At 61.0% G+C, this 16467-nt stretch carries 22 protein-coding genes; 9 read left to right on the top strand and 13 right to left on the bottom strand.

All coding sequences use genetic code 11. The annotated features are described in order from the left end of the window. The first annotated feature begins 1 nt into the window (after window position 1). Complete coding sequence (accC, locus tag N2600_RS09315; protein WP_017964094.1) at window positions 2-1357, top strand: acetyl-CoA carboxylase biotin carboxylase subunit; 1356 nt, start codon at window positions 2-4, stop codon at window positions 1355-1357. Between the two features lie 7 nt (window positions 1358-1364). Beyond that, the gene (aat, locus tag N2600_RS09310) at window positions 1365-1979 is read left to right on the top strand and encodes a leucyl/phenylalanyl-tRNA--protein transferase (protein WP_260298654.1); all 615 of its coding nucleotides are present in this window, start codon (window positions 1365-1367) and stop codon (window positions 1977-1979) included. Between the two features lie 110 nt (window positions 1980-2089). Here the strand turns inward: aat and N2600_RS09305 are convergent, their stop codons facing one another. The 5 genes from N2600_RS09305 to gatB all read right to left on the bottom strand — a co-directional run bounded on the left by N2600_RS09305 (window position 2090) and on the right by gatB (window position 5630). Then, a complete protein-coding gene (locus tag N2600_RS09305; RefSeq protein ID WP_260110752.1) occupies window positions 2090-2524 on the bottom strand; it encodes a DUF2155 domain-containing protein in 435 nt (144 codons plus the stop codon). A 116-nt stretch (window positions 2525-2640) separates the two neighbouring features. Then, entirely contained in the window at window positions 2641-3039 is a 399-nt protein-coding gene (locus tag N2600_RS09300) for an NADH:ubiquinone oxidoreductase subunit NDUFA12 (protein ID WP_222383852.1), read from the bottom strand. 103 nt (window positions 3040-3142) lie between these two features. Further along, window positions 3143-3616, bottom strand: a complete 474-nt coding sequence (locus N2600_RS09295; RefSeq protein ID WP_260110751.1) for a GNAT family N-acetyltransferase — start codon at window positions 3614-3616, stop codon at window positions 3143-3145. A 4-nt stretch (window positions 3617-3620) separates the two neighbouring features. Next, window positions 3621-4124 carry a GNAT family N-acetyltransferase gene (locus tag N2600_RS09290; protein WP_260110750.1) on the bottom strand — a complete coding sequence of 168 codons (504 nt, stop codon included), beginning with the start codon at window positions 4122-4124 and terminating at the stop codon, window positions 3621-3623. A gap of 3 nt (window positions 4125-4127) precedes the next feature. After that, on the bottom strand, window positions 4128-5630 hold the full coding sequence (gatB, locus tag N2600_RS09285; RefSeq protein ID WP_260110749.1) for an Asp-tRNA(Asn)/Glu-tRNA(Gln) amidotransferase subunit GatB: 1503 nt from the start codon (window positions 5628-5630) through the stop codon (window positions 4128-4130). A gap of 148 nt (window positions 5631-5778) precedes the next feature. Here gatB and N2600_RS09280 point away from each other — a divergent pair, with 148 nt between their 5' ends. After that, window positions 5779-6090 carry a DUF1294 domain-containing protein gene (locus N2600_RS09280; RefSeq protein ID WP_260298653.1) on the top strand — a complete coding sequence of 104 codons (312 nt, stop codon included), beginning with the start codon at window positions 5779-5781 and terminating at the stop codon, window positions 6088-6090. A 4-nt stretch (window positions 6091-6094) separates the two neighbouring features. On the opposite strand, the gene N2600_RS09275 is transcribed toward N2600_RS09280, so the two are convergent. Further along, entirely contained in the window at window positions 6095-6598 is a 504-nt protein-coding gene (locus N2600_RS09275) for a GNAT family N-acetyltransferase (RefSeq protein WP_260110748.1), read from the bottom strand. Window positions 6599-6909: 311 nt separating this feature from the next. Between N2600_RS09275 and N2600_RS09270 the strand changes: the two genes are divergently transcribed. Then, a complete protein-coding gene (locus N2600_RS09270) occupies window positions 6910-7167 on the top strand; it encodes a YjhX family toxin (RefSeq protein WP_017964084.1) in 258 nt (85 codons plus the stop codon). 50 nt (window positions 7168-7217) lie between these two features. Here the strand turns inward: N2600_RS09270 and N2600_RS09265 are convergent, their stop codons facing one another. The 4 genes from N2600_RS09265 to N2600_RS09250 form a co-directional block, all read right to left on the bottom strand. Continuing rightward, window positions 7218-7493, bottom strand: a complete 276-nt coding sequence (locus N2600_RS09265; RefSeq protein ID WP_260110747.1) for a hypothetical protein — start codon at window positions 7491-7493, stop codon at window positions 7218-7220. Between the two features lie 103 nt (window positions 7494-7596). Next, window positions 7597-9078, bottom strand: coding sequence for an Asp-tRNA(Asn)/Glu-tRNA(Gln) amidotransferase subunit GatA (gene gatA, locus N2600_RS09260; RefSeq protein WP_170258517.1), 1482 nt, complete (start codon window positions 9076-9078; stop codon window positions 7597-7599). A 57-nt stretch (window positions 9079-9135) separates the two neighbouring features. Further along, window positions 9136-9423 carry an Asp-tRNA(Asn)/Glu-tRNA(Gln) amidotransferase subunit GatC gene (gene gatC / locus N2600_RS09255; RefSeq protein ID WP_170280575.1) on the bottom strand — a complete coding sequence of 96 codons (288 nt, stop codon included), beginning with the start codon at window positions 9421-9423 and terminating at the stop codon, window positions 9136-9138. Window positions 9424-9492: 69 nt separating this feature from the next. Then, on the bottom strand, window positions 9493-10197 hold the full coding sequence (locus N2600_RS09250; RefSeq protein WP_260298652.1) for a metal-dependent hydrolase: 705 nt from the start codon (window positions 10195-10197) through the stop codon (window positions 9493-9495). A 116-nt stretch (window positions 10198-10313) separates the two neighbouring features. Between N2600_RS09250 and ruvX the strand changes: the two genes are divergently transcribed. Next, entirely contained in the window at window positions 10314-10808 is a 495-nt protein-coding gene (ruvX, locus tag N2600_RS09245; protein WP_260110744.1) for a Holliday junction resolvase RuvX, read from the top strand. On the opposite strand, the gene N2600_RS09240 is transcribed toward ruvX, so the two are convergent. From N2600_RS09240 to N2600_RS09230, 3 genes are all read right to left on the bottom strand, one after another. Next, the gene (locus N2600_RS09240) at window positions 10745-11077 is read right to left on the bottom strand and encodes a DUF6105 family protein (RefSeq protein WP_260110742.1); all 333 of its coding nucleotides are present in this window, start codon (window positions 11075-11077) and stop codon (window positions 10745-10747) included. The two genes, ruvX and N2600_RS09240, sit on opposite strands and share 64 nt — an antisense overlap. Then, a complete protein-coding gene (locus N2600_RS09235) occupies window positions 11074-11247 on the bottom strand; it encodes a hypothetical protein (protein WP_170261388.1) in 174 nt (57 codons plus the stop codon). The genes N2600_RS09240 and N2600_RS09235 overlap by 4 nt, the downstream gene beginning before the upstream one ends. A gap of 129 nt (window positions 11248-11376) precedes the next feature. Continuing rightward, the gene (locus N2600_RS09230) at window positions 11377-12036 is read right to left on the bottom strand and encodes a TetR/AcrR family transcriptional regulator (protein ID WP_260110741.1); all 660 of its coding nucleotides are present in this window, start codon (window positions 12034-12036) and stop codon (window positions 11377-11379) included. A 248-nt stretch (window positions 12037-12284) separates the two neighbouring features. Here N2600_RS09230 and map point away from each other — a divergent pair, with 248 nt between their 5' ends. From map to N2600_RS09210, 4 genes are all read left to right on the top strand, one after another. Continuing rightward, window positions 12285-13121, top strand: a complete 837-nt coding sequence (gene map / locus N2600_RS09225) for a type I methionyl aminopeptidase (protein WP_012757260.1) — start codon at window positions 12285-12287, stop codon at window positions 13119-13121. Between the two features lie 7 nt (window positions 13122-13128). Further along, window positions 13129-13956: a RadC family protein gene (gene radC, locus N2600_RS09220; RefSeq protein WP_260298651.1), complete on the top strand. Its 828-nt coding sequence runs from the start codon at window positions 13129-13131 to the stop codon at window positions 13954-13956. A 119-nt stretch (window positions 13957-14075) separates the two neighbouring features. Beyond that, window positions 14076-15482, top strand: a complete 1407-nt coding sequence (sthA, locus tag N2600_RS09215; protein WP_260298650.1) for a Si-specific NAD(P)(+) transhydrogenase — start codon at window positions 14076-14078, stop codon at window positions 15480-15482. A 58-nt stretch (window positions 15483-15540) separates the two neighbouring features. Beyond that, window positions 15541-16350 carry an endonuclease/exonuclease/phosphatase family protein gene (locus tag N2600_RS09210; RefSeq protein ID WP_222383834.1) on the top strand — a complete coding sequence of 270 codons (810 nt, stop codon included), beginning with the start codon at window positions 15541-15543 and terminating at the stop codon, window positions 16348-16350. Window positions 16351-16467: the final 117 nt, after the last annotated feature.

The raw sequence follows: 16467 nt of genomic DNA, 5'->3' as shown, positions 1-16467 counted from the left end.
GATGCCCATGATTTCGAAAATCCTCATCGCCAATCGCGGGGAAATTGCCCTTCGCGTGCTCCGGGCCTGCAAAGAGCTCGGCATCGCCTGCGTCGTGGTTCATTCCACCGCCGATGCCGATGCCATGCATGTGCGCCTTGCCGACGAAAGTGTGTGCATCGGCCCGCCCTCGTCGCGCGAGAGCTATCTCAACATCCACCAGATCGTCGCCGCCTGCGAGATCACCGGCGCCGACGCCGTGCATCCGGGCTACGGCTTTCTGTCGGAGAATGCCAAGTTCGCCGATATCCTCGACGCCCACGGCATCACCTTTATCGGGCCGACGGCGGACCACATCCGCATCATGGGCGACAAGATCACCGCCAAGACGACGGCGCTGGAACTCGGCATTCCCGTCGTTCCGGGCTCGGACGGCGAAGTGAAGACCGAAGAGGATGCGCTGAAGACGGCCGCCGAAATCGGCTATCCCGTACTGATCAAGGCCACGGCCGGCGGCGGCGGACGCGGCATGAAGGTCGCCAAGAGCGAGGCCGACCTGATCGAGGCCTGGTCGACGGCGCGCAGCGAAGCGGCAGCTGCCTTCGGCAATGATGCCGTCTACATGGAAAAATATCTCGGCAAGCCGCGGCACATCGAAATCCAGGTGTTCGGCGACGGCGAAGGCAATGCAATCCATCTCGGCGAGCGCGACTGCTCGCTGCAGCGCCGCCATCAGAAGGTCTGGGAAGAGGCGAATTCGCCGGCTCTCAACGTCGAGCAGCGCATGAAGATCGGCCAAATCTGTGCCGATGCCATGAAGAAGCTGAAATATCGCGGCGCCGGCACGATCGAATTTCTCTACGAGAACGGCGAGTTCTATTTCATCGAAATGAACACCCGTCTGCAGGTGGAGCATCCGATCACCGAAGCGATCACCGGCATCGACCTCGTGCACGAACAGATCCGCGTCGCTTCCGGCGGCGGTCTCTCGGTGACGCAGGATGAAGTGCATTTTTCCGGTCACGCCATCGAGTGCCGTATCAATGCCGAGCACCCGCGCACCTTCGTGCCCTCACCCGGTACGATCACGCATTTCCACGCGCCGGGTGGCCTCGGCGTACGCATCGATTCCGGCGCCTATCAGGGCTACAAGATCCCGCCCTATTACGACAGCCTCATCGGCAAGCTGATCGTGCATGGCCGTACCCGCGTCGAATGCATGATGCGCCTGCGCCGGGCGCTCGACGAATTCGTCGTTGACGGCATCAATACGACGCTGCCACTATTCCAGGATCTCGTCTCCAACCAGGATATCGCCAACGGCGACTACGACATCCACTGGCTGGAAGACTACCTCGCCAACACACCGGCGGCATAGGACAGGAATGGCAGGATCGCGCAGGAAGTCACCAGGCATAACCCCTGACATTCTCCTGCGCGCCTATTCCATCGGGCTCTTCCCGATGGCCGAATCCGCCGACGATCCGGAGATTTTCTGGGTCGAACCGGAACTCCGCGGCGTGCTGCCGTTCGACCGTTTCCATGTGTCGAAAAGCCTTGCCAAGGCAGTGCGCAAGAAACGCTTCAAGATCCGTTTCGATCACGCTTTCGATCAGGTCATCGCCGCCTGTGCGGAGGAGACATCCGGGCGCCCGAGCACCTGGATCAACAAGACGATCAGATCGCTTTACGCGACGCTCTTCGACATGGGCCATGCCCATACCGTCGAAGCCTGGGAGGGCAATGAACTGGTCGGCGGCCTCTATGGCGTCTCGCTCGGCTCGGCCTTCTTCGGCGAAAGCATGTTTTCGCGCCGGACGGATGCCTCGAAGATCTGTCTCGTTCATCTGGTCGACCGGCTGCGGGAAAAGGGCTTCACACTGCTCGACACGCAGTTCACCACCGAGCACCTGAAGACGTTCGGAGCGATCGACGTTCCGAAGGCCGATTATGCCGTGATGCTTGCGGCGGCGGTGGAATCGCCGCATCTGGAATTCTGAGGATCGTTTTCAGAGTAAAATTCGGCAGACAATATCGTCCTTGCCCGTCGTGGATCACCTCGTTCCACGCGTCGGGTTGTGGAGGGTGCGGAAGACCAGCGAAGACGCAGTTACTTCGCCTTGGCGCCGTCAGGCGCCGGGACATCCGAGTTTGCCTTGCAGTCTTTCAGCCAGACGTCGTAGATCGGGTGCTCGACGGCATTGAGGCCGGGGCTGGCGGCGAACATCCAGCCGGTGAAAATCCGGCGGATCTTGCGGTCGAGGGTGATCTCGTCGACCTCGACGAAACCGTCGATCTTCTGGGCTTCTGCCTGGTCGCGCGAATAACAGGCCTTCGGTGTCACTTGCAGCGCGCCGAACTGTACCGTCTCATTGACATAGACGTCGAAGGTCGTGATGCGGCCGGTGATCTTGTCGAGGCCGGAGAAGACGGCAACCGGATTTTCGATGCGTGCGGCATTTGCCGCAACTGGCGGAAGCAGGGCCGAAAGCGCCAGCAGCGATCCGGCGGCACGCAGCACCATGTTCCGCGTGAAGAGCTTCATGTGTACCCGTCTCCAGACATTTTCAGTTCACGGCCGCGGTCAAGCGCTGCCAACCTGCGGGTAAAGGTCAATTGTGGCCAAAAGCCGGGTCTTGGGATCGCCCCGGTCGGGCCGTCTCAGTTGCCTGGCGTCCAGGCGTCGTAATCGCCGGTGACGCGTGGACGCTCGCCCGGAACGGCGATGGAACCCGGCGGACGATAGGCCTGCGACGAACCGGTATGGTTGGGACGGTGCGGCTTCTGCCATTCCTTGGCGACGTAGCTCTCCTTGGACGGAGGAACATCGGTGCGATGATGCATCCAGCCATGCCAACCCGGCGGAATGGCGGAGGCTTCGGCATAACCCTTGTAGATCACCCAACGCTTCGGCAGACCGTAGGAAGACATGCCGCCTTCGTAGTAGACGTTGCCGAATTCATCCTCGCCGACGCGCTTGCCAAAACGCCAGGTCGCAAAACGCGTGCCCATCGTCTGACTGTTCCACCAGGTAAAGGTCTGAACCAGAAGATTCCACATGTCTTTTCCTTGTGCCCGCCAGATGCGAGCCAAACCAGAATTCGTTTCCTCGCTTATGCCGTCGCCAAGCCGAATTGTCCAGCGATTCCACGACGGACACGGGTCATTTCAAAGCCATCTTGAAGCCCAGATGCGAGGGCTTGAAGCCCAGCCTTTCATAGAAACGATGGGCATCCTTGCGTACTGCATTCGAGGTCAACGCTACCCGCCCGATACCGCGGCCTTTTGCCTCTGCAATGGCGAATTCGATCATTGTGGCACCGACCCCCTGCCCGCGCATATCGGCGCGCGTCTGCACCGCCTCGATAATCATCGCCGGGGAGCCGCGGCTGGTGAGCGACGTCGTCACCATCGTCTGGAACGTGCCGACGACCTCGCCGCCGCGCTCTGCGACGTAAAGCGTCTGGTCGGGCGAAGCCTCAATGGCGGCGAAGGCCCTGATATAATCGGGAAAGGCTTCGGGATCGGTCGTATCGCCGTGACCGCCGAGCGCATCGGCGGCAAACATAGCCACCAGCGCCGACAGGTCGTCCTTGCGCGCCTGACGAATGAGAATGTCGGATAACTCAACGGCCACGGCTTCAATGTCCTTCGAGCGGTTTTTCGAGGATCAATGCCGGAATGCCGGATTGCCCGGCCCCGCTATTTTCGTTGCGTCCGACCTCGATGAAGCCGTGCGAGAGATAGAAGGCGATCGCCGCAGCGTTTTGCGGTTCAACTTCGAGACGTATGATCTCGGCATCCGGAAAGCAGGTTTCGAGTTCGGCGAAGATATCGCGGCCGATACCCTGGCGCTGTAGCGCCGGCCTGACATAGAGGAGATGCAGCATGACCGTTTTCGTCAATTGCTGCGACATTGCCGCATACCCCATGCCGCCGATATTGCGGCCGTCATCGGCAACGAGGAATTCGGCATCCTTTCGCACCAGGCGCGCCTTCAGCGCCGCCGGCGAAAAGAGATGGGCGACCAGTTCATCTACCCTGGCTCGGCCATACAGGCCGTCATAGCTGGCATGAAAGCTCTCCACGAGCAGGGCGTGCACCTTCTCCAGGTCGCGCTCGCCGGCCGTGCGGACGAAATACACCGCTTATTCCTCGATGCCGAGCTTCGCCTTGACGAGGGCCTGGACAGCCTGCGGATTGGCCTTGCCGCCGGTCGCCTTCATCACCTGACCGACGAACCATGCCGCCATGGTCGGCTTCGCCTTGACCTTTTCGACCTGATCGGGATTGGCGGCGATGATCTCGTCCACGGCCTTTTCGATGGCGCCGGTATCCGTCACCTGCTTCATGCCGCGCACTTCGACGATCTCGGCGGGATCGCCGCCTTCGGTCAGAACGATCTCGAACAGATCCTTGGCGATCTTGCCGGAGATGGTTTCGGCCTTGATGAGGTCGATGATGGCGCCGAGCTGGGCCGGCGAAACCGGCGTCTGCTCGATGTCCTTGCCGGTGCGGTTCAGCGCGCCGAGCAGATCGTTGATCACCCAATTGGCGGCCATCTTGCCGTCACGGCCGGCGGCGACTGCTTCGTAATAATCGGCGATCGCCTTTTCGGAAACGAGCACCGAGGCGTCGTAGATCGACAGGCCGAGCTCGCGCACGAAGCGCTCCTTCTTGTCGTCAGGCAGTTCCGGCAGATCGGCTTCGAGCGCCTTGATGAAGGCGTCGTCGAATTCGAGCGGCAGCAGATCCGGATCGGGGAAATAACGATAGTCGTGCGCATCCTCCTTGGAGCGCATCGAGCGCGTCTCGCCCTTGTTCGGATCGAAAAGGCGGGTCTCCTGATCGATCTTGCCGCCCTCCTCCAGAATTCCGATCTGGCGGCGGGCTTCATATTCGATCGCCTGGCCGATGAAGCGGATGGAGTTGACGTTCTTGATCTCGCAGCGCGTGCCAAAATCTTCGCCCGGCCGGCGGACGGAGACGTTGACGTCGGCGCGCATGGAGCCCTCGTCCATGTTGCCGTCGCAGGTGCCGAGATAGCGCACGATCGAGCGCAGCTTGGTCATATAGGCCTTGGCCTCGTCGGACGAGCGCATGTCGGGCTTGGAGACGATCTCCATCAGGGCAACGCCGGAACGGTTGAGATCGACATAGGACATGGTCGCGTGCTGGTCATGCATCGACTTGCCGGCATCCTGTTCCAGATGCAGGCGCTCGATGCCGATCTCGATGTCCTCGAACTGACCCTGGCGGTCCGGCCCGAGCGAAATGACGATCTTGCCTTCGCCGACGATCGGATCCTTGAACTGCGAGATCTGATAGCCCTGCGGCAGGTCGGGATAAAAATAGTTCTTGCGATCAAAGAGGGAGCGCTTGTTGATCTGCGCTTTCAGGCCGAGGCCGGTGCGAACCGCCTGCTTGACGCATTCTTCGTTGATCACGGGCAGCATGCCGGGCATGGCGGCGTCGACCATCGAGACGTTCGAATTCTGCGGCTTGCCGAATTCCGTCGAGGCGCCGGAGAAGAGCTTCGAATTGGACAGCACCTGGGCATGGACTTCCATACCGACGATGACTTCCCAGTCGCCGGTGGCGCCGGGGATGAAGCGTTTCGGATCAGGCGTGCGGACGTCGACAAGGGTCATCTGATGCTCTTTGCAGGCTGTTCTTTTCCACTGGTGAGGTAAAGGAAATGGCGTACCGGTGCAAGGCTTTCGCCATGGCGCGCATCACGGTTTGACGGCGGGCGGCGACATTTGTCGTGTGTTAACCAAGGCACGGTAGAGTTGTCGCATGACGATAATCGATATCACCAAGTGGGCCGCACCGTTTCTGGCGCTGAACCTCCTCGTCTTCTCGATCTATTTCCTCGACAAGCAGGCGGCGCGCGATGGCAGGTGGCGGATCAGCGAGCGTACGCTTCTGACGCTTGCGCTGATTGGCGGCAGCCCCGGCGCGGTGGCTGCACAGCAATTCCTGCGGCACAAAACGAGAAAGGAGCCGTTCCGGTCGATCCTGGCGGCGATCCTGATGTTGCACAGCGCATTGGCCGCGGTGCTGATCTTTGCGCCAAAATGGCGCGTTTTCCTTCTTCAGGATTTTTGAAGCATCAGAATTCCTGCCCACCTTGGCCATCCGAAACGAGCTGTTTCGTCAGCCCAACGGAGGGCACGTCGCGATCAAGCTTCGGATTGTAGGCGACCGAGAGCCAATGGATGCTGTAGCCGTGCTTCCGGAAGAAGCCGATCGCCTCGCTATTGCCGGAGTGGGTCTGCATCGCCGCCTTTTCGAGGCCCTGATCGGCGATCTCCTTTTCGATGCGGACGAGAAGGGCCGAACCAAGGCCCTGGCGGGTGAAGACGGGATCGATCCAGAAATCCGAGATGGTTTCGTCTAATCCCTCGCGCGCCGCCCAGCCTGCGACCTGGCCGTTCTGCTCGACGACGGTGATGGTCAGCCAGTCGTTTTCCACGAAGTTCCGAAAGGCGTTGCGCGCTGCGTCGATCATCGCGTCCGATTCGCCGATCGACGCCATCGCCTTTTGCCAGGCCCTCAGCCCGATCTCGCTCAATAACTCCGCTTCACCGTCGCGGGCATTGCGAATGTGGATCAACGACACCTCCGCGTTACCCGTGAACTAGACCATTGAGTCGCGGATTTTACCAGTAGCTCCAACGGGATGATCCACCGAAACCGCGGTTTTCGACTGGTTTTGACCTGAGAACACGCCCTTGACCGAATTTTCCGGGCTGAATAATAGGTCTTTTCGAGGTGTTTTATGTTGAGCCTTCCTGAGACCCGGTAAAGGCCCTGCCCGCAAGTTTGCTTGCGCGCATGGGCCCGAAAAAAACGAAGCCCTGACGTTCGAATGAGCGCCAGATCGTTTTTGTGCGCCCTGCCGGGCGCGATACCGGATCTCAACACATGGATATTTCTCGCACGGAGCAGCGCATCCTGCATCTCATGGCCCAAGGCGGCCGCATTGAAATTACCCGCGACGACGACAGGAAAATCGGGACGGTCAGTTGCTTCACCCGCGACGGCTGGCTCTATCCCGGCGTCGACCTCGATCTCTTCCGCCGGCTGAAGCGGCTGAGGGCAATCAAGTCCTCAGGTGGCCAGCCCTACCGGATCACCGAAAGAGGGCTGAGGTTGGTCAGGTCGCAGCTGAACAACAGGTAATCGTGGCACCCCTGATCGCGTCTCGAACGGGCGCGGTCAGGGGGATCGTCTCAGGCCTTTGCAGAAAGTTCCGTCCGCATCGCCGACCACTCGTCGGCCATCGTGCCCGTGCCCCGCGCCTTACCGGCGCGGCGATACCAGTAATCGGCGTTCCAGGCATCGCCCTCGATGCGATGGCAAAGGGCGTGCCCCCAGTCGAACGGCTGTTCGCCTTCGTGGCGCTGGCAGATGTCGTGGACGGCCTGCCAATCCGCGCCCTTGGTGAAACCACCGGCAGAGAGGCGATCGAATGCCTCGATCAATTGCGCAATATCATTGCTGGCCATAAAACCTTCTCCTGGTTCCGGCTATCAATCAACCATGCGGCAAAGCCGACGGCGCCGACCGCTTCGTGGTCGGCAGCCGCTATCTTATGAATCGTTAGATCCGTTACCACCACTTGGCCGGCGTAAACCGGCCGGCTGCCTGTTCGATGACGTGGGCGGTCTTGAAGAGGGTTTCCTCATCGAAGGGTTTGCCGATCAACTGCAGGCCGAGCGGCAGGCCCTTGTGGTCGAGGCCGGCCGGCACGGCGATGCCGGGCAGGCCCGCCATGTTGACGGTCACCGTGAAGATGTCGTTCAGATACATCTTCACCGGATCGGCGGCGAGGTTCTCATCGGCAACGCCAAAGGCGGACGACGGCGTTGCCGGTGTCAGTATGGCATCGACGCCGGCGTCAAAGGCGAGTTCGAAATCGCGCTTGATCAGCGTGCGCACCTTCTGGGCGCGGATGTAATAGGCATCGTAATAGCCGGCCGACAGCACATAGGTGCCGATCATGATGCGGCGCTTGACTTCCTTGCCGAAGCCCGCGGCACGTGTCTTCTCATACATGTCGACAATGTCCTTGCCGTCGACGCGCAGGCCGTAGCGCACGCCGTCGTAACGGGCGAGGTTCGAGGATGCCTCGGCGGGAGCGACGATGTAATAGGCCGGAAGGGCGTATTTGGTGTGCGGCAGCGAGATGTCGACGATCTCGGCGCCGGCATCCTTCAGCCAGGCGATGCCCTGGCGCCAGAGGGTTTCGATCTCATCCGGCATGCCGTCGACACGATATTCGTTCGGAATACCGATCTTCATGCCCTTCAGCGACTGGCCGAGGGCCGCTTCGTAATCCGGCACCGGCAAATCGACCGATGTCGTGTCCTTGGCGTCGACGCTTGCCATCGACTTCAAAAGGATGGCGGCATCGCGGACGTCGCGGGCGATCGGGCCTGCCTGGTCGAGCGAGGAGGCAAAGGCGACGGTGCCCCAGCGCGAGCAGCGGCCATAGGTCGGCTTGATGCCGACGGTGCCGGTGAAAGCGGCCGGCTGGCGGATCGAGCCGCCGGTATCGGTTGCGGTCGCGCCGGCGCAAAGATGCGCGGCGACAGCGGCGGCCGAGCCGCCGGAGGAGCCGCCGGGCACGAGCTGCTGATTGGAGCCTGCGGCGCGCCAGGGATTGATCACTGGGCCGTAATAGGATGTTTCATTCGACGAGCCCATGGCGAATTCGTCCATGTTGAGCTTGCCGAGCATGACGGCGCCGTCATCCCAGAGGTTCTGCGTGACCGTCGATTCATAACGCGGCTCGAAACCGTCGAGTATATGGCTGCAGGCCTGGGTGTGGACACCGACGGTGGCGAAGAGATCCTTGATGCCGAGCGGAATGCCTTCGAGGTCACCGGCCTTGCCGGCGGCGATGCGCTCGTCGGAGTTCTTCGCCATGACGCGGGCGAGATCCGGCGTGACCTTGATATAGGCATTCAACCGATCATTGGCCGCATCGATCGCCGAGATATAGGAATCAGTCAGTTCGATCGCGGTGATTTCCTTGCCGCGCAGCTTCTGGCGGGCTTCGGCAATGGTCAGGCTGGTGAGTTCGCTCATCGTGTTTTCGCTTCAGATCTGGAAATGGCAACAGGGTCGGAAAGAGGCTTCGAAGCCTTATTCGACGACTTTCGGCACCAGGAAAAAATTGTGGTCGGTGACGGGCGCATTGGCGACGATATCGGCTGCCTTGCTGCCGTCGGTCACCACGTCAGTCCGCTTCTTCATCGCCATTGGGGTCACCGAGGTCATCGCCTCGACGCCGTCGACATTCACTTCGGAGAGTTGCTCGACGAAGCCGAGGATGCCGTTCAGCTCGCCGACCATGCGATTTGCTTCGTCCTCGGAGACGGCAATACGGGCAAGGCGGGCGACGCGCTTCACGGTGGCAAGATCGACGGACATGGCATTCTCCGGGTAGGATTTTTCCTACCCGCTATAAAGGCCCTGTCCGCCTGACGCAACGGGGTTTCGTCAGATCGACAGGCTCTCGGAAGGCCTGATCGCCTTCACTTCGGTCTTCGATCCTTCCATGCCGGCAGCGAATTTTTCCGCCGTCTGGTCGATGATCGGGAAGGTGCCGTAGTGGCAGGGGATCGCGGTCTTGAAGTTGAAATAGCGCCGGCAGGCAAGGGCTGCCACAGCGCCGCCCATGGTAAAGCGGTCGCCGACCGGCACGAAGCCGATATCGGGCTGGTGCAATTCATTGATCAGCGCCATGTCGGAGAAGATGTCGGTATCGCCCATGGCAAGGATCGAGGCTTCGTCGTCGAAATGCAGCATCAGGCCGTTGGCGTTGCCGAGCGCGTGCGAGATACCGTCCTCGGTGATCTGGGCGGAGGAGTGCAGCGCATTGGTGAAGGTCGCCGAGAAGCTGCCGAGCGCGATCGTGCCGCCGGTATTGCCCATCTCGATCTTGTCGACGCCCTTGGAGCCGAGCCAGGCGGCAAGATCGGCATTGGCGAGAACGACGGCGCCGGTTTCCTTGGCGAGTGCCACGGTATCGCCGACATGATCGCCATGGCCGTGCGTCAACAGGATGTGAGTGATGCCGGCAGAAACAGCCTTGATATCCTGGCCGGAAAAGGAGGCGTTATAGCTGAGGAATGGATCGAGCAGGATCTTCGCCCTTGATGTCTCGATGCGGAAGGCGGAATGGCCAAGCCAGGTGATCTTCATGAAATGTCTCCTTTATTACGTGATGCAAAGCCGGTTTAGATGCTAAGGACATATCTTATGCGGCCGCAAAGAAAAGCGGCGGCAACTTCAATTTGTTTTGACAGGATAAGACGGCGATGACGGTGCTGACGATCGAGGAAATGGCCGAAACGCTCGCTCCGCGACAGGCAATTGCCGGCCTCGATCTCGGCACCAAGACGATCGGGCTTTCGATGTCCGATCTCGGGCGGCGTTTCGCCACGCCGCGCACGGTGATCCGCCGCGTCAAGTTCACCATCGATGCCCAGGCGCTGCTGGATTTCGCCACAGCGGAAAAGGTCGCAGGCTTCGTCATCGGCCTGCCGATGAATATGGACGGATCGGCGGGTCCCCGCGTACAGGCAACGCGCGCCTTCGTGCGTAATATGGAGCAGAAGACGGCGCTGCCCTTCGTCTATTGGGATGAGCGGCTTTCGACGGTTGCGGCCGAACGGACACTGCTCGAAATGGACGTCTCGCGCGCCAAGCGGGCCGAACGGATCGATTCGGCCGCCGCAAGCTTCATTCTTCAGGGCGCGCTCGACAGGCTTTCCTTACTGGCAAGGTCTGATGGAGACGAATTCAACGCCTGACGCGCTTTCCACCAGGCGATGACCGACTTGCGCTTGCGGAAGGTCAGAATGGCGAAAACGACGAGGCTGTCGACCGCGATCGCGCGGGCAACGAGCGGCGGGATAGACTCCGGCGGAATGCCGAGCGCCTTGCCGTAAAGCTGGAATGTCAGGTCATGGACCTGCCGGGTGAACATGAAGATGCCGAAACTCATATCGTAATAGGAGAGCCAGTACCATCCGCCCAGAAAGACGATGGGGCCGGCCCAGAAGACCAGAAACCACTTCATGCGGCCTCTCCTCCATGCTTGCGCGTCACGGGCAGATCGAGGGTGACCAACCAGGTCGACGATGCCATGATGCAAAGCACCAGCGCCGGAATTGCGATATCCAGCGCCAGGACTGCGAAAAACATCATCGCCGTCACCAGGAACGCGGCTTTAGCGATCTTGATTCTCATGGGCGTCAACTCGGGGCTTCTACTCGTACATCTCTGCTCACCGCCACACTGTCGGGTTAACCAGGCCCCCGCAACGTAAACCATTTGTTAAGGTTAACGTGGCCCCGCCCCCTGTGGATGAGGCAGGCATCAACCGTAAACACCACGCACGATGCGCTTCAGCGCTAGTGCCGCCTTCTCCCAATCCTTGGATGTCTTCAGCGACAGGCCGGCGCACTGCCCGCCGGCTGCGGCGGCCAGCACGAGGTGCTGGATCGCGGCGATGACGACGGCGTTGACGGCAGCCGCATCCACGCCCTTCGGCGGCGCCAGCGAGCCGCGCATGCGCTCCAGCCAGAGAGCGAGCGCCTTCGAACGCGCTTCGGACAGCCGCCTCACCTGTTCGGTGTTTTCAGAAATCTCCCAGGCGAGGATGCGGCGCATCAGCGGATCGGTTCTCAAGGCGTCGAGGAGGAGAAGCGACAGCCGCTCCATCAGGTCGCCATAGGTGAGCAGGAACATGCCGCCGGCGTCTTCCGGGATGCGATCCTTTACCCATGTGCCGAGATCGGTGCCGATCGCCTCGACCAAGCCGTCGAGGCCGCCATAATAGCGATAGATCAACTGCTTGTCGCAACCGGCGCGGCGGGCAACCGCATTGATGCCGAAATTCTGGAAGCCTTCCTCGGCGAGCAGCCCCTTGGCGGCGGCAAGGATTGCGCGCTCGGTAGCGCCGCGGTCACGCGCCCGCCGTTCCGGCTCTCCGCCGGTCCCGGGTGAATTTTCAAGATTTACGGCTTCATTCAGCATGATCGACCCTTCCCCGCTGTCACCAATCGGTGAGTAGCGGGGAGGCTTCATGCAATCAATCCTATCTCCTTGGGAAGATTGTGGATATTCCAGCCGGACGGCTGATTGTCCGCCGAACGGATGTGGAAAGCTGCACGTTGGACTGATCGGATCCGTCCAGAAATCTCGTCCTGGCAGTTGATCGTGATGGACGAACCCGGCATAGCTGCATTATGAACAAATCTAACAATCTCTGCTAAGGCCCTGCAATGGTGAACTATATCGAAGCCTCTACCGCGCCCCCGAAGAATACGGGCGCCATCCGGCTTTATGATGCTGAAGCATTCGAGGGTATGCGCAGGGCGTGTCAGCTGACCGCGCGCTGCCTCGATGCGCTTGCCGACATCGTCAAACCCGGCCTGCTGACCGATGAGATCGACAGGTTCGTCTTCGATTTCGGCATGGATCACGGCGCCTATCCTGCGACGCTGAACTATCGCGGCTACACCAAATCGACCTGCACCTCGATCAACCACGTCGTCTGCCACGGCATTCCCAACGACAAGCCGCTGCGTGACGGCGATATCGTGAATATCGACGTCACCTTCGTGCTCGACGGCTGGCACGGCGATTCCAGCCGGATGTACCCCGTCGGCGTCGTCAAGCGTGCTGCCGAGCGGCTGCTCGAAGTCACCTATGAATCGCTGATGCGCGGCATTGCCGCCGTCAGGCCCGGCGCCCGCACCGGCGCGATCGGCGAGGCGATCCAGACCTATGCGGAGGCCGAACGCTGTTCGGTGGTGCGCGATTTCTGCGGCCATGGCGTTGGGCGGCTGTTCCACGATTCGCCGAATATCCTGCATTACGGCCGTGCCAACGAGGGGCCGGAGCTGCGCGAAGGCATGATCTTCACCATCGAGCCGATGATCAACCTCGGCCGGCCGCATGTGAAGGTGCTGGCCGACGGCTGGACGGCAGTCACCCGCGACCGCTCACTTTCGGCGCAGTACGAACACACCGTCGGCGTCACCTCCGACGGCTGCGAGATCTTCACGCTGTCGCCTGGCGGGCTCGACCGCCCCGGCCTGCCGTCACACAACGGGTGACGCTTCGATGGCGAAGGGCCCCGTTTCGACATCTTCCGATGACGAGCTGCCTTTCCCAACGCAGGAGCCTATTGCCGCCGACGAACGCTCGTTTTTCGGCGGACACCCGCAAAAACCGGCCGGGCCGAATGCCAGGACCACCCTGCCCGCTTCGCTTGCCGGCCATGAGCATTATCACGGCCATCGGGAGCGATTGCGTGACCGCTTCCGCGAGCTCGGCGACACAGCGCTTGCCGACTACGAAATCCTCGAACTGCTGCTTTTCCGGCTGATCCCGCGGCGTGACACCAAACCGATCGCCAAGGCGCTGATCGAACGGTTCGGCTCGCTCTCCGGCGTCTTCGGTGCGCCCCAGGCGCTGCTGATGGAAGTCAAGGGCGTCGGCGAGGCCGTGGCGCTCGACCTGAAGCTGATCTCGACTGTCGCCCACCGGACACTGAAGAGCGAGCTCAGGAGCAAACAGGTTCTGTCTTCGTGGTCTTCGGTCATCCAGTATTGCCATGCAGCCATGGCGCACGAGACACGCGAACAGTTCCGCATCCTCTTCCTCGACAAGCGCAATGTGCTGATCGCCGACGAGGTACAGGGCCGCGGCACGGTCGACCATACGCCGGTCTATCCGCGCGAGGTGGTCAAACGCGCGCTCGAGCTTTCGGCAACGGCGATGATTCTCGTCCACAACCATCCCTCCGGCGATCCTACGCCATCGCGCGCCGACATCGACATGACGAAGGTGATCATCGATGCCGCCAAGGCGCTCGATATCACCGTCCACGACCACGTCATCATCGGCAGGGATGGGCATGTCAGCCTGAAGGGGCTGAAGCTGATCTGAAAGGGCACAGGCCCGGCGGAACCGGCGGTCGTAAAACAATCTGTAACATTGACCGGCTAACGATGGACGGGTGACATTTTGCGTCGCAATATGATTCCTTTCCAATTCGGGGCTTGATGATGCTTCAGTACGATCTCGTTGTGGTGGGCAGCGGTCCAGCAGGGCGCCGCGGCGCGATCCAGGCGGCAAAACTCGGCAAGAAAGTGCTTGTCATCGAGCAGGGCAAACGCGTCGGCGGCGTGTCCGTGCATACCGGCACCATCCCTTCCAAAACGCTGCGCGAGACGGCGCTTAATCTTTCCGGCTGGCGCGAACGCGGCTTCTACGGCCGGTCTTACCGCGTCAAGGAAGAGATCAGTGCAGATGACCTGCGCCGCCGCCTGCTGATTACGCTCAACCACGAGGTCGAGGTGCTGGAACACCAGTTCGCCCGCAACCGCGTGCAGCATATTCGCGGCAAAGCGAGCTTCATCGATGCATCGACGCTGCAGGTGATCAAGGATGACGGCGAGACCATGCAGGTCACCGGCGCCAGCGTGCTGCTTGCCGTCGGCACAAAGCCTTTCCGCCCAGATTACATACCCTTCGACGGCAAGACCGTTCTCGACAGCGACGAACTGCTCGACATCCAGGACCTGCCGCGATCAATGGTCGTCATCGGCGCCGGCGTCATCGGAATCGAATATGCGACGATCTTCAGCGCGCTCGACACCGCCGTCACCGTCATCGATCCGAAGGCGACGATGCTCGACTTCATCGACAAGGAAATCATCGAGGATTTTACCTACCAGCTGCGCGACCGCAACATGAAGCTGCTGCTCGGCCAGAAGGCCGACAAGGTGGAGAGGCTCGAAAACGGCAAGGTCGAACTGATGCTCGACAGCGGCCGACGCCTTACGACCGACATGGTGCTTTTCGCCGCCGGCCGCATGGGGGCAACCGATGCGCTGAACCTTCAGGCCATCGGCCTCGACGCCGACAGCCGCGGCCGTCTCAAGGTCAATCCGGAAACCTTCCAGACATCAGTTGCCAACATCTATGCCGCCGGCGACGTCGTCGGCTTTCCGAGCCTTGCCTCGACCTCGATGGAACAGGGCCGCATCGCTGCCCGCGTCGCGGTCGGCGCGGTCGCCAAGGAGCCGCCGAAATATTTCCCCTATGGCATCTATGCCGTGCCCGAGATTTCGACCTGCGGCCTGACCGAAGAAGAAATGAAGGAGCGCGGTATTCCCTATGAATGCGGCATCGCCCGCTTCCGCGAGACGTCGCGCGGTCATATCATGGGCCTCGACACGGGGCTTTTGAAACTGATCTTCTCGCTGAAGACCCGCCGCCTGCTCGGCGTGCATATCGTCGGCGAAGGCGCCACCGAGCTGGTGCATATCGGCCAGGCGGTGCTCAATCTCAAAGGCACCGTCGAATATTTCGTCGAGAACACCTTCAACTATCCGACGCTCGCCGAAGCCTACAAGATCGCTGGGCTCGATGCGTGGAACCGGATGGGCGACATCAAGTCAGAACTTTAAAACGCATCATGTAGACGGCGGAGCTTTCGTCTAAATCCGGCCGCCAAAACGGAGCCGAATGACATTGCGCATCATTTCGCTGAACGCATGGGGCGGTAGGCTGCATGAGGCCTTGATCGGCTTTGTCAGGCAAGCCGATCCGGATGTCCTGTGCCTGCAGGAAGTGCTGCGGGCGCCAGGTACGGGCGGCGGATGGTCGATCTATCGGGACGCGGGGCTGGAGCTGCCGCAGCGCGCCAATTTGTTTACTGAGATCAGCACCGCCCTGCCCGCTCACGACGGTTTTTTCTGCCCGACCTCGAGAGGCGAGCTTTTCGATGGCGATACCGTCATTGCCGCCGAATTCGGGCTGGCGACCTTCGTGCGCAAAACGCATTGCGTCATCGCCCAAGGGCTGAACTTCGTGCATGGCCGTTTTTCCGCTGATGGCTGGGGCGAGCATCCGCGGCCGCGAAACGCCCATTGCATCCGTCTCTTCAGCCCTGAGCACGCATCTACCGTGACGGTCGCCCACATGCATGGCCTGCGCGATCCCGCGGGCAAGGGCGATACCGCAGCGCGCGAGGAGCAGGCCGAGGCGCTGGTCAGGCTCATCGCGCGCGTCTGGCCCGGCGACGAAGGGCTCGTCCTCTGCGGCGATTTCAACGTGCGGCCTGACAGCGCGACCTTTGCGATTCTCGCCACACTCGGGCTTTCCGATCTCGTCACCGGAAACGGCCTTGTAGACACGCGAACCTCCTACTATCTGAAGCAGGGCCGCTTTGCCGACTACATGCTGGTGACGCCAGGGGTGAAGGTTGCCAAATTCGAGGTGGTCGAGGCGCCCGAAGTCTCCGACCATCGCGCATTGCTGCTCGATATCGGGTAGTATATTAAGGAATGATACACGTCGCGAAGCGTTCGCGCGCCGTGCCGTTTTTTACGCCTTAGTTTGAACCCTCACAAATGGCATTGATACGCGGTGCCTGATATATGCCTTCAACGC

The organism is Rhizobium sp. WSM1274, from assembly GCF_025200775.1.
In the GTDB taxonomy this organism is placed as follows: Bacteria; Pseudomonadota; Alphaproteobacteria; order Rhizobiales; family Rhizobiaceae; genus Rhizobium; species Rhizobium leguminosarum_I.
The sequence above is the reverse complement of the archived record's forward strand: the minus strand, read 5'-3'. Positions and strand labels throughout refer to the sequence as shown.

What these genes read in the sequence shown, in the direction of transcription:
- accC (WP_017964094.1), top strand. Translation starts at nt 2, where the DNA reads ATGCCCATGATTTCGAAAATCCTCATCGCCAATCGCGGGGAAATTGCC.
- aat (WP_260298654.1), top strand. Translation starts at nt 1,365, where the DNA reads ATGGCAGGATCGCGCAGGAAGTCACCAGGCATAACCCCTGACATTCTC.
- N2600_RS09305 (WP_260110752.1), bottom strand. Translation starts at nt 2,524, where the DNA reads ATGAAGCTCTTCACGCGGAACATGGTGCTGCGTGCCGCCGGATCGCTG.
- N2600_RS09300 (WP_222383852.1), bottom strand. Translation starts at nt 3,039, where the DNA reads ATGTGGAATCTTCTGGTTCAGACCTTTACCTGGTGGAACAGTCAGACG.
- gatB (WP_260110749.1), bottom strand. Translation starts at nt 5,630, where the DNA reads ATGACCCTTGTCGACGTCCGCACGCCTGATCCGAAACGCTTCATCCCC.
- N2600_RS09280 (WP_260298653.1), top strand. Translation starts at nt 5,779, where the DNA reads ATGACGATAATCGATATCACCAAGTGGGCCGCACCGTTTCTGGCGCTG.
- N2600_RS09270 (WP_017964084.1), top strand. Translation starts at nt 6,910, where the DNA reads ATGGATATTTCTCGCACGGAGCAGCGCATCCTGCATCTCATGGCCCAA.
- N2600_RS09265 (WP_260110747.1), bottom strand. Translation starts at nt 7,493, where the DNA reads ATGGCCAGCAATGATATTGCGCAATTGATCGAGGCATTCGATCGCCTC.
- gatA (WP_170258517.1), bottom strand. Translation starts at nt 9,078, where the DNA reads ATGAGCGAACTCACCAGCCTGACCATTGCCGAAGCCCGCCAGAAGCTG.
- gatC (WP_170280575.1), bottom strand. Translation starts at nt 9,423, where the DNA reads ATGTCCGTCGATCTTGCCACCGTGAAGCGCGTCGCCCGCCTTGCCCGT.
- N2600_RS09250 (WP_260298652.1), bottom strand. Translation starts at nt 10,197, where the DNA reads ATGAAGATCACCTGGCTTGGCCATTCCGCCTTCCGCATCGAGACATCA.
- ruvX (WP_260110744.1), top strand. Translation starts at nt 10,314, where the DNA reads ATGACGGTGCTGACGATCGAGGAAATGGCCGAAACGCTCGCTCCGCGA.
- N2600_RS09240 (WP_260110742.1), bottom strand. Translation starts at nt 11,077, where the DNA reads ATGAAGTGGTTTCTGGTCTTCTGGGCCGGCCCCATCGTCTTTCTGGGC.
- N2600_RS09235 (WP_170261388.1), bottom strand. Translation starts at nt 11,247, where the DNA reads ATGAGAATCAAGATCGCTAAAGCCGCGTTCCTGGTGACGGCGATGATG.
- N2600_RS09230 (WP_260110741.1), bottom strand. Translation starts at nt 12,036, where the DNA reads ATGCTGAATGAAGCCGTAAATCTTGAAAATTCACCCGGGACCGGCGGA.
- map (WP_012757260.1), top strand. Translation starts at nt 12,285, where the DNA reads ATGGTGAACTATATCGAAGCCTCTACCGCGCCCCCGAAGAATACGGGC.
- radC (WP_260298651.1), top strand. Translation starts at nt 13,129, where the DNA reads ATGGCGAAGGGCCCCGTTTCGACATCTTCCGATGACGAGCTGCCTTTC.
- sthA (WP_260298650.1), top strand. Translation starts at nt 14,076, where the DNA reads ATGCTTCAGTACGATCTCGTTGTGGTGGGCAGCGGTCCAGCAGGGCGC.
- N2600_RS09210 (WP_222383834.1), top strand. Translation starts at nt 15,541, where the DNA reads ATGACATTGCGCATCATTTCGCTGAACGCATGGGGCGGTAGGCTGCAT.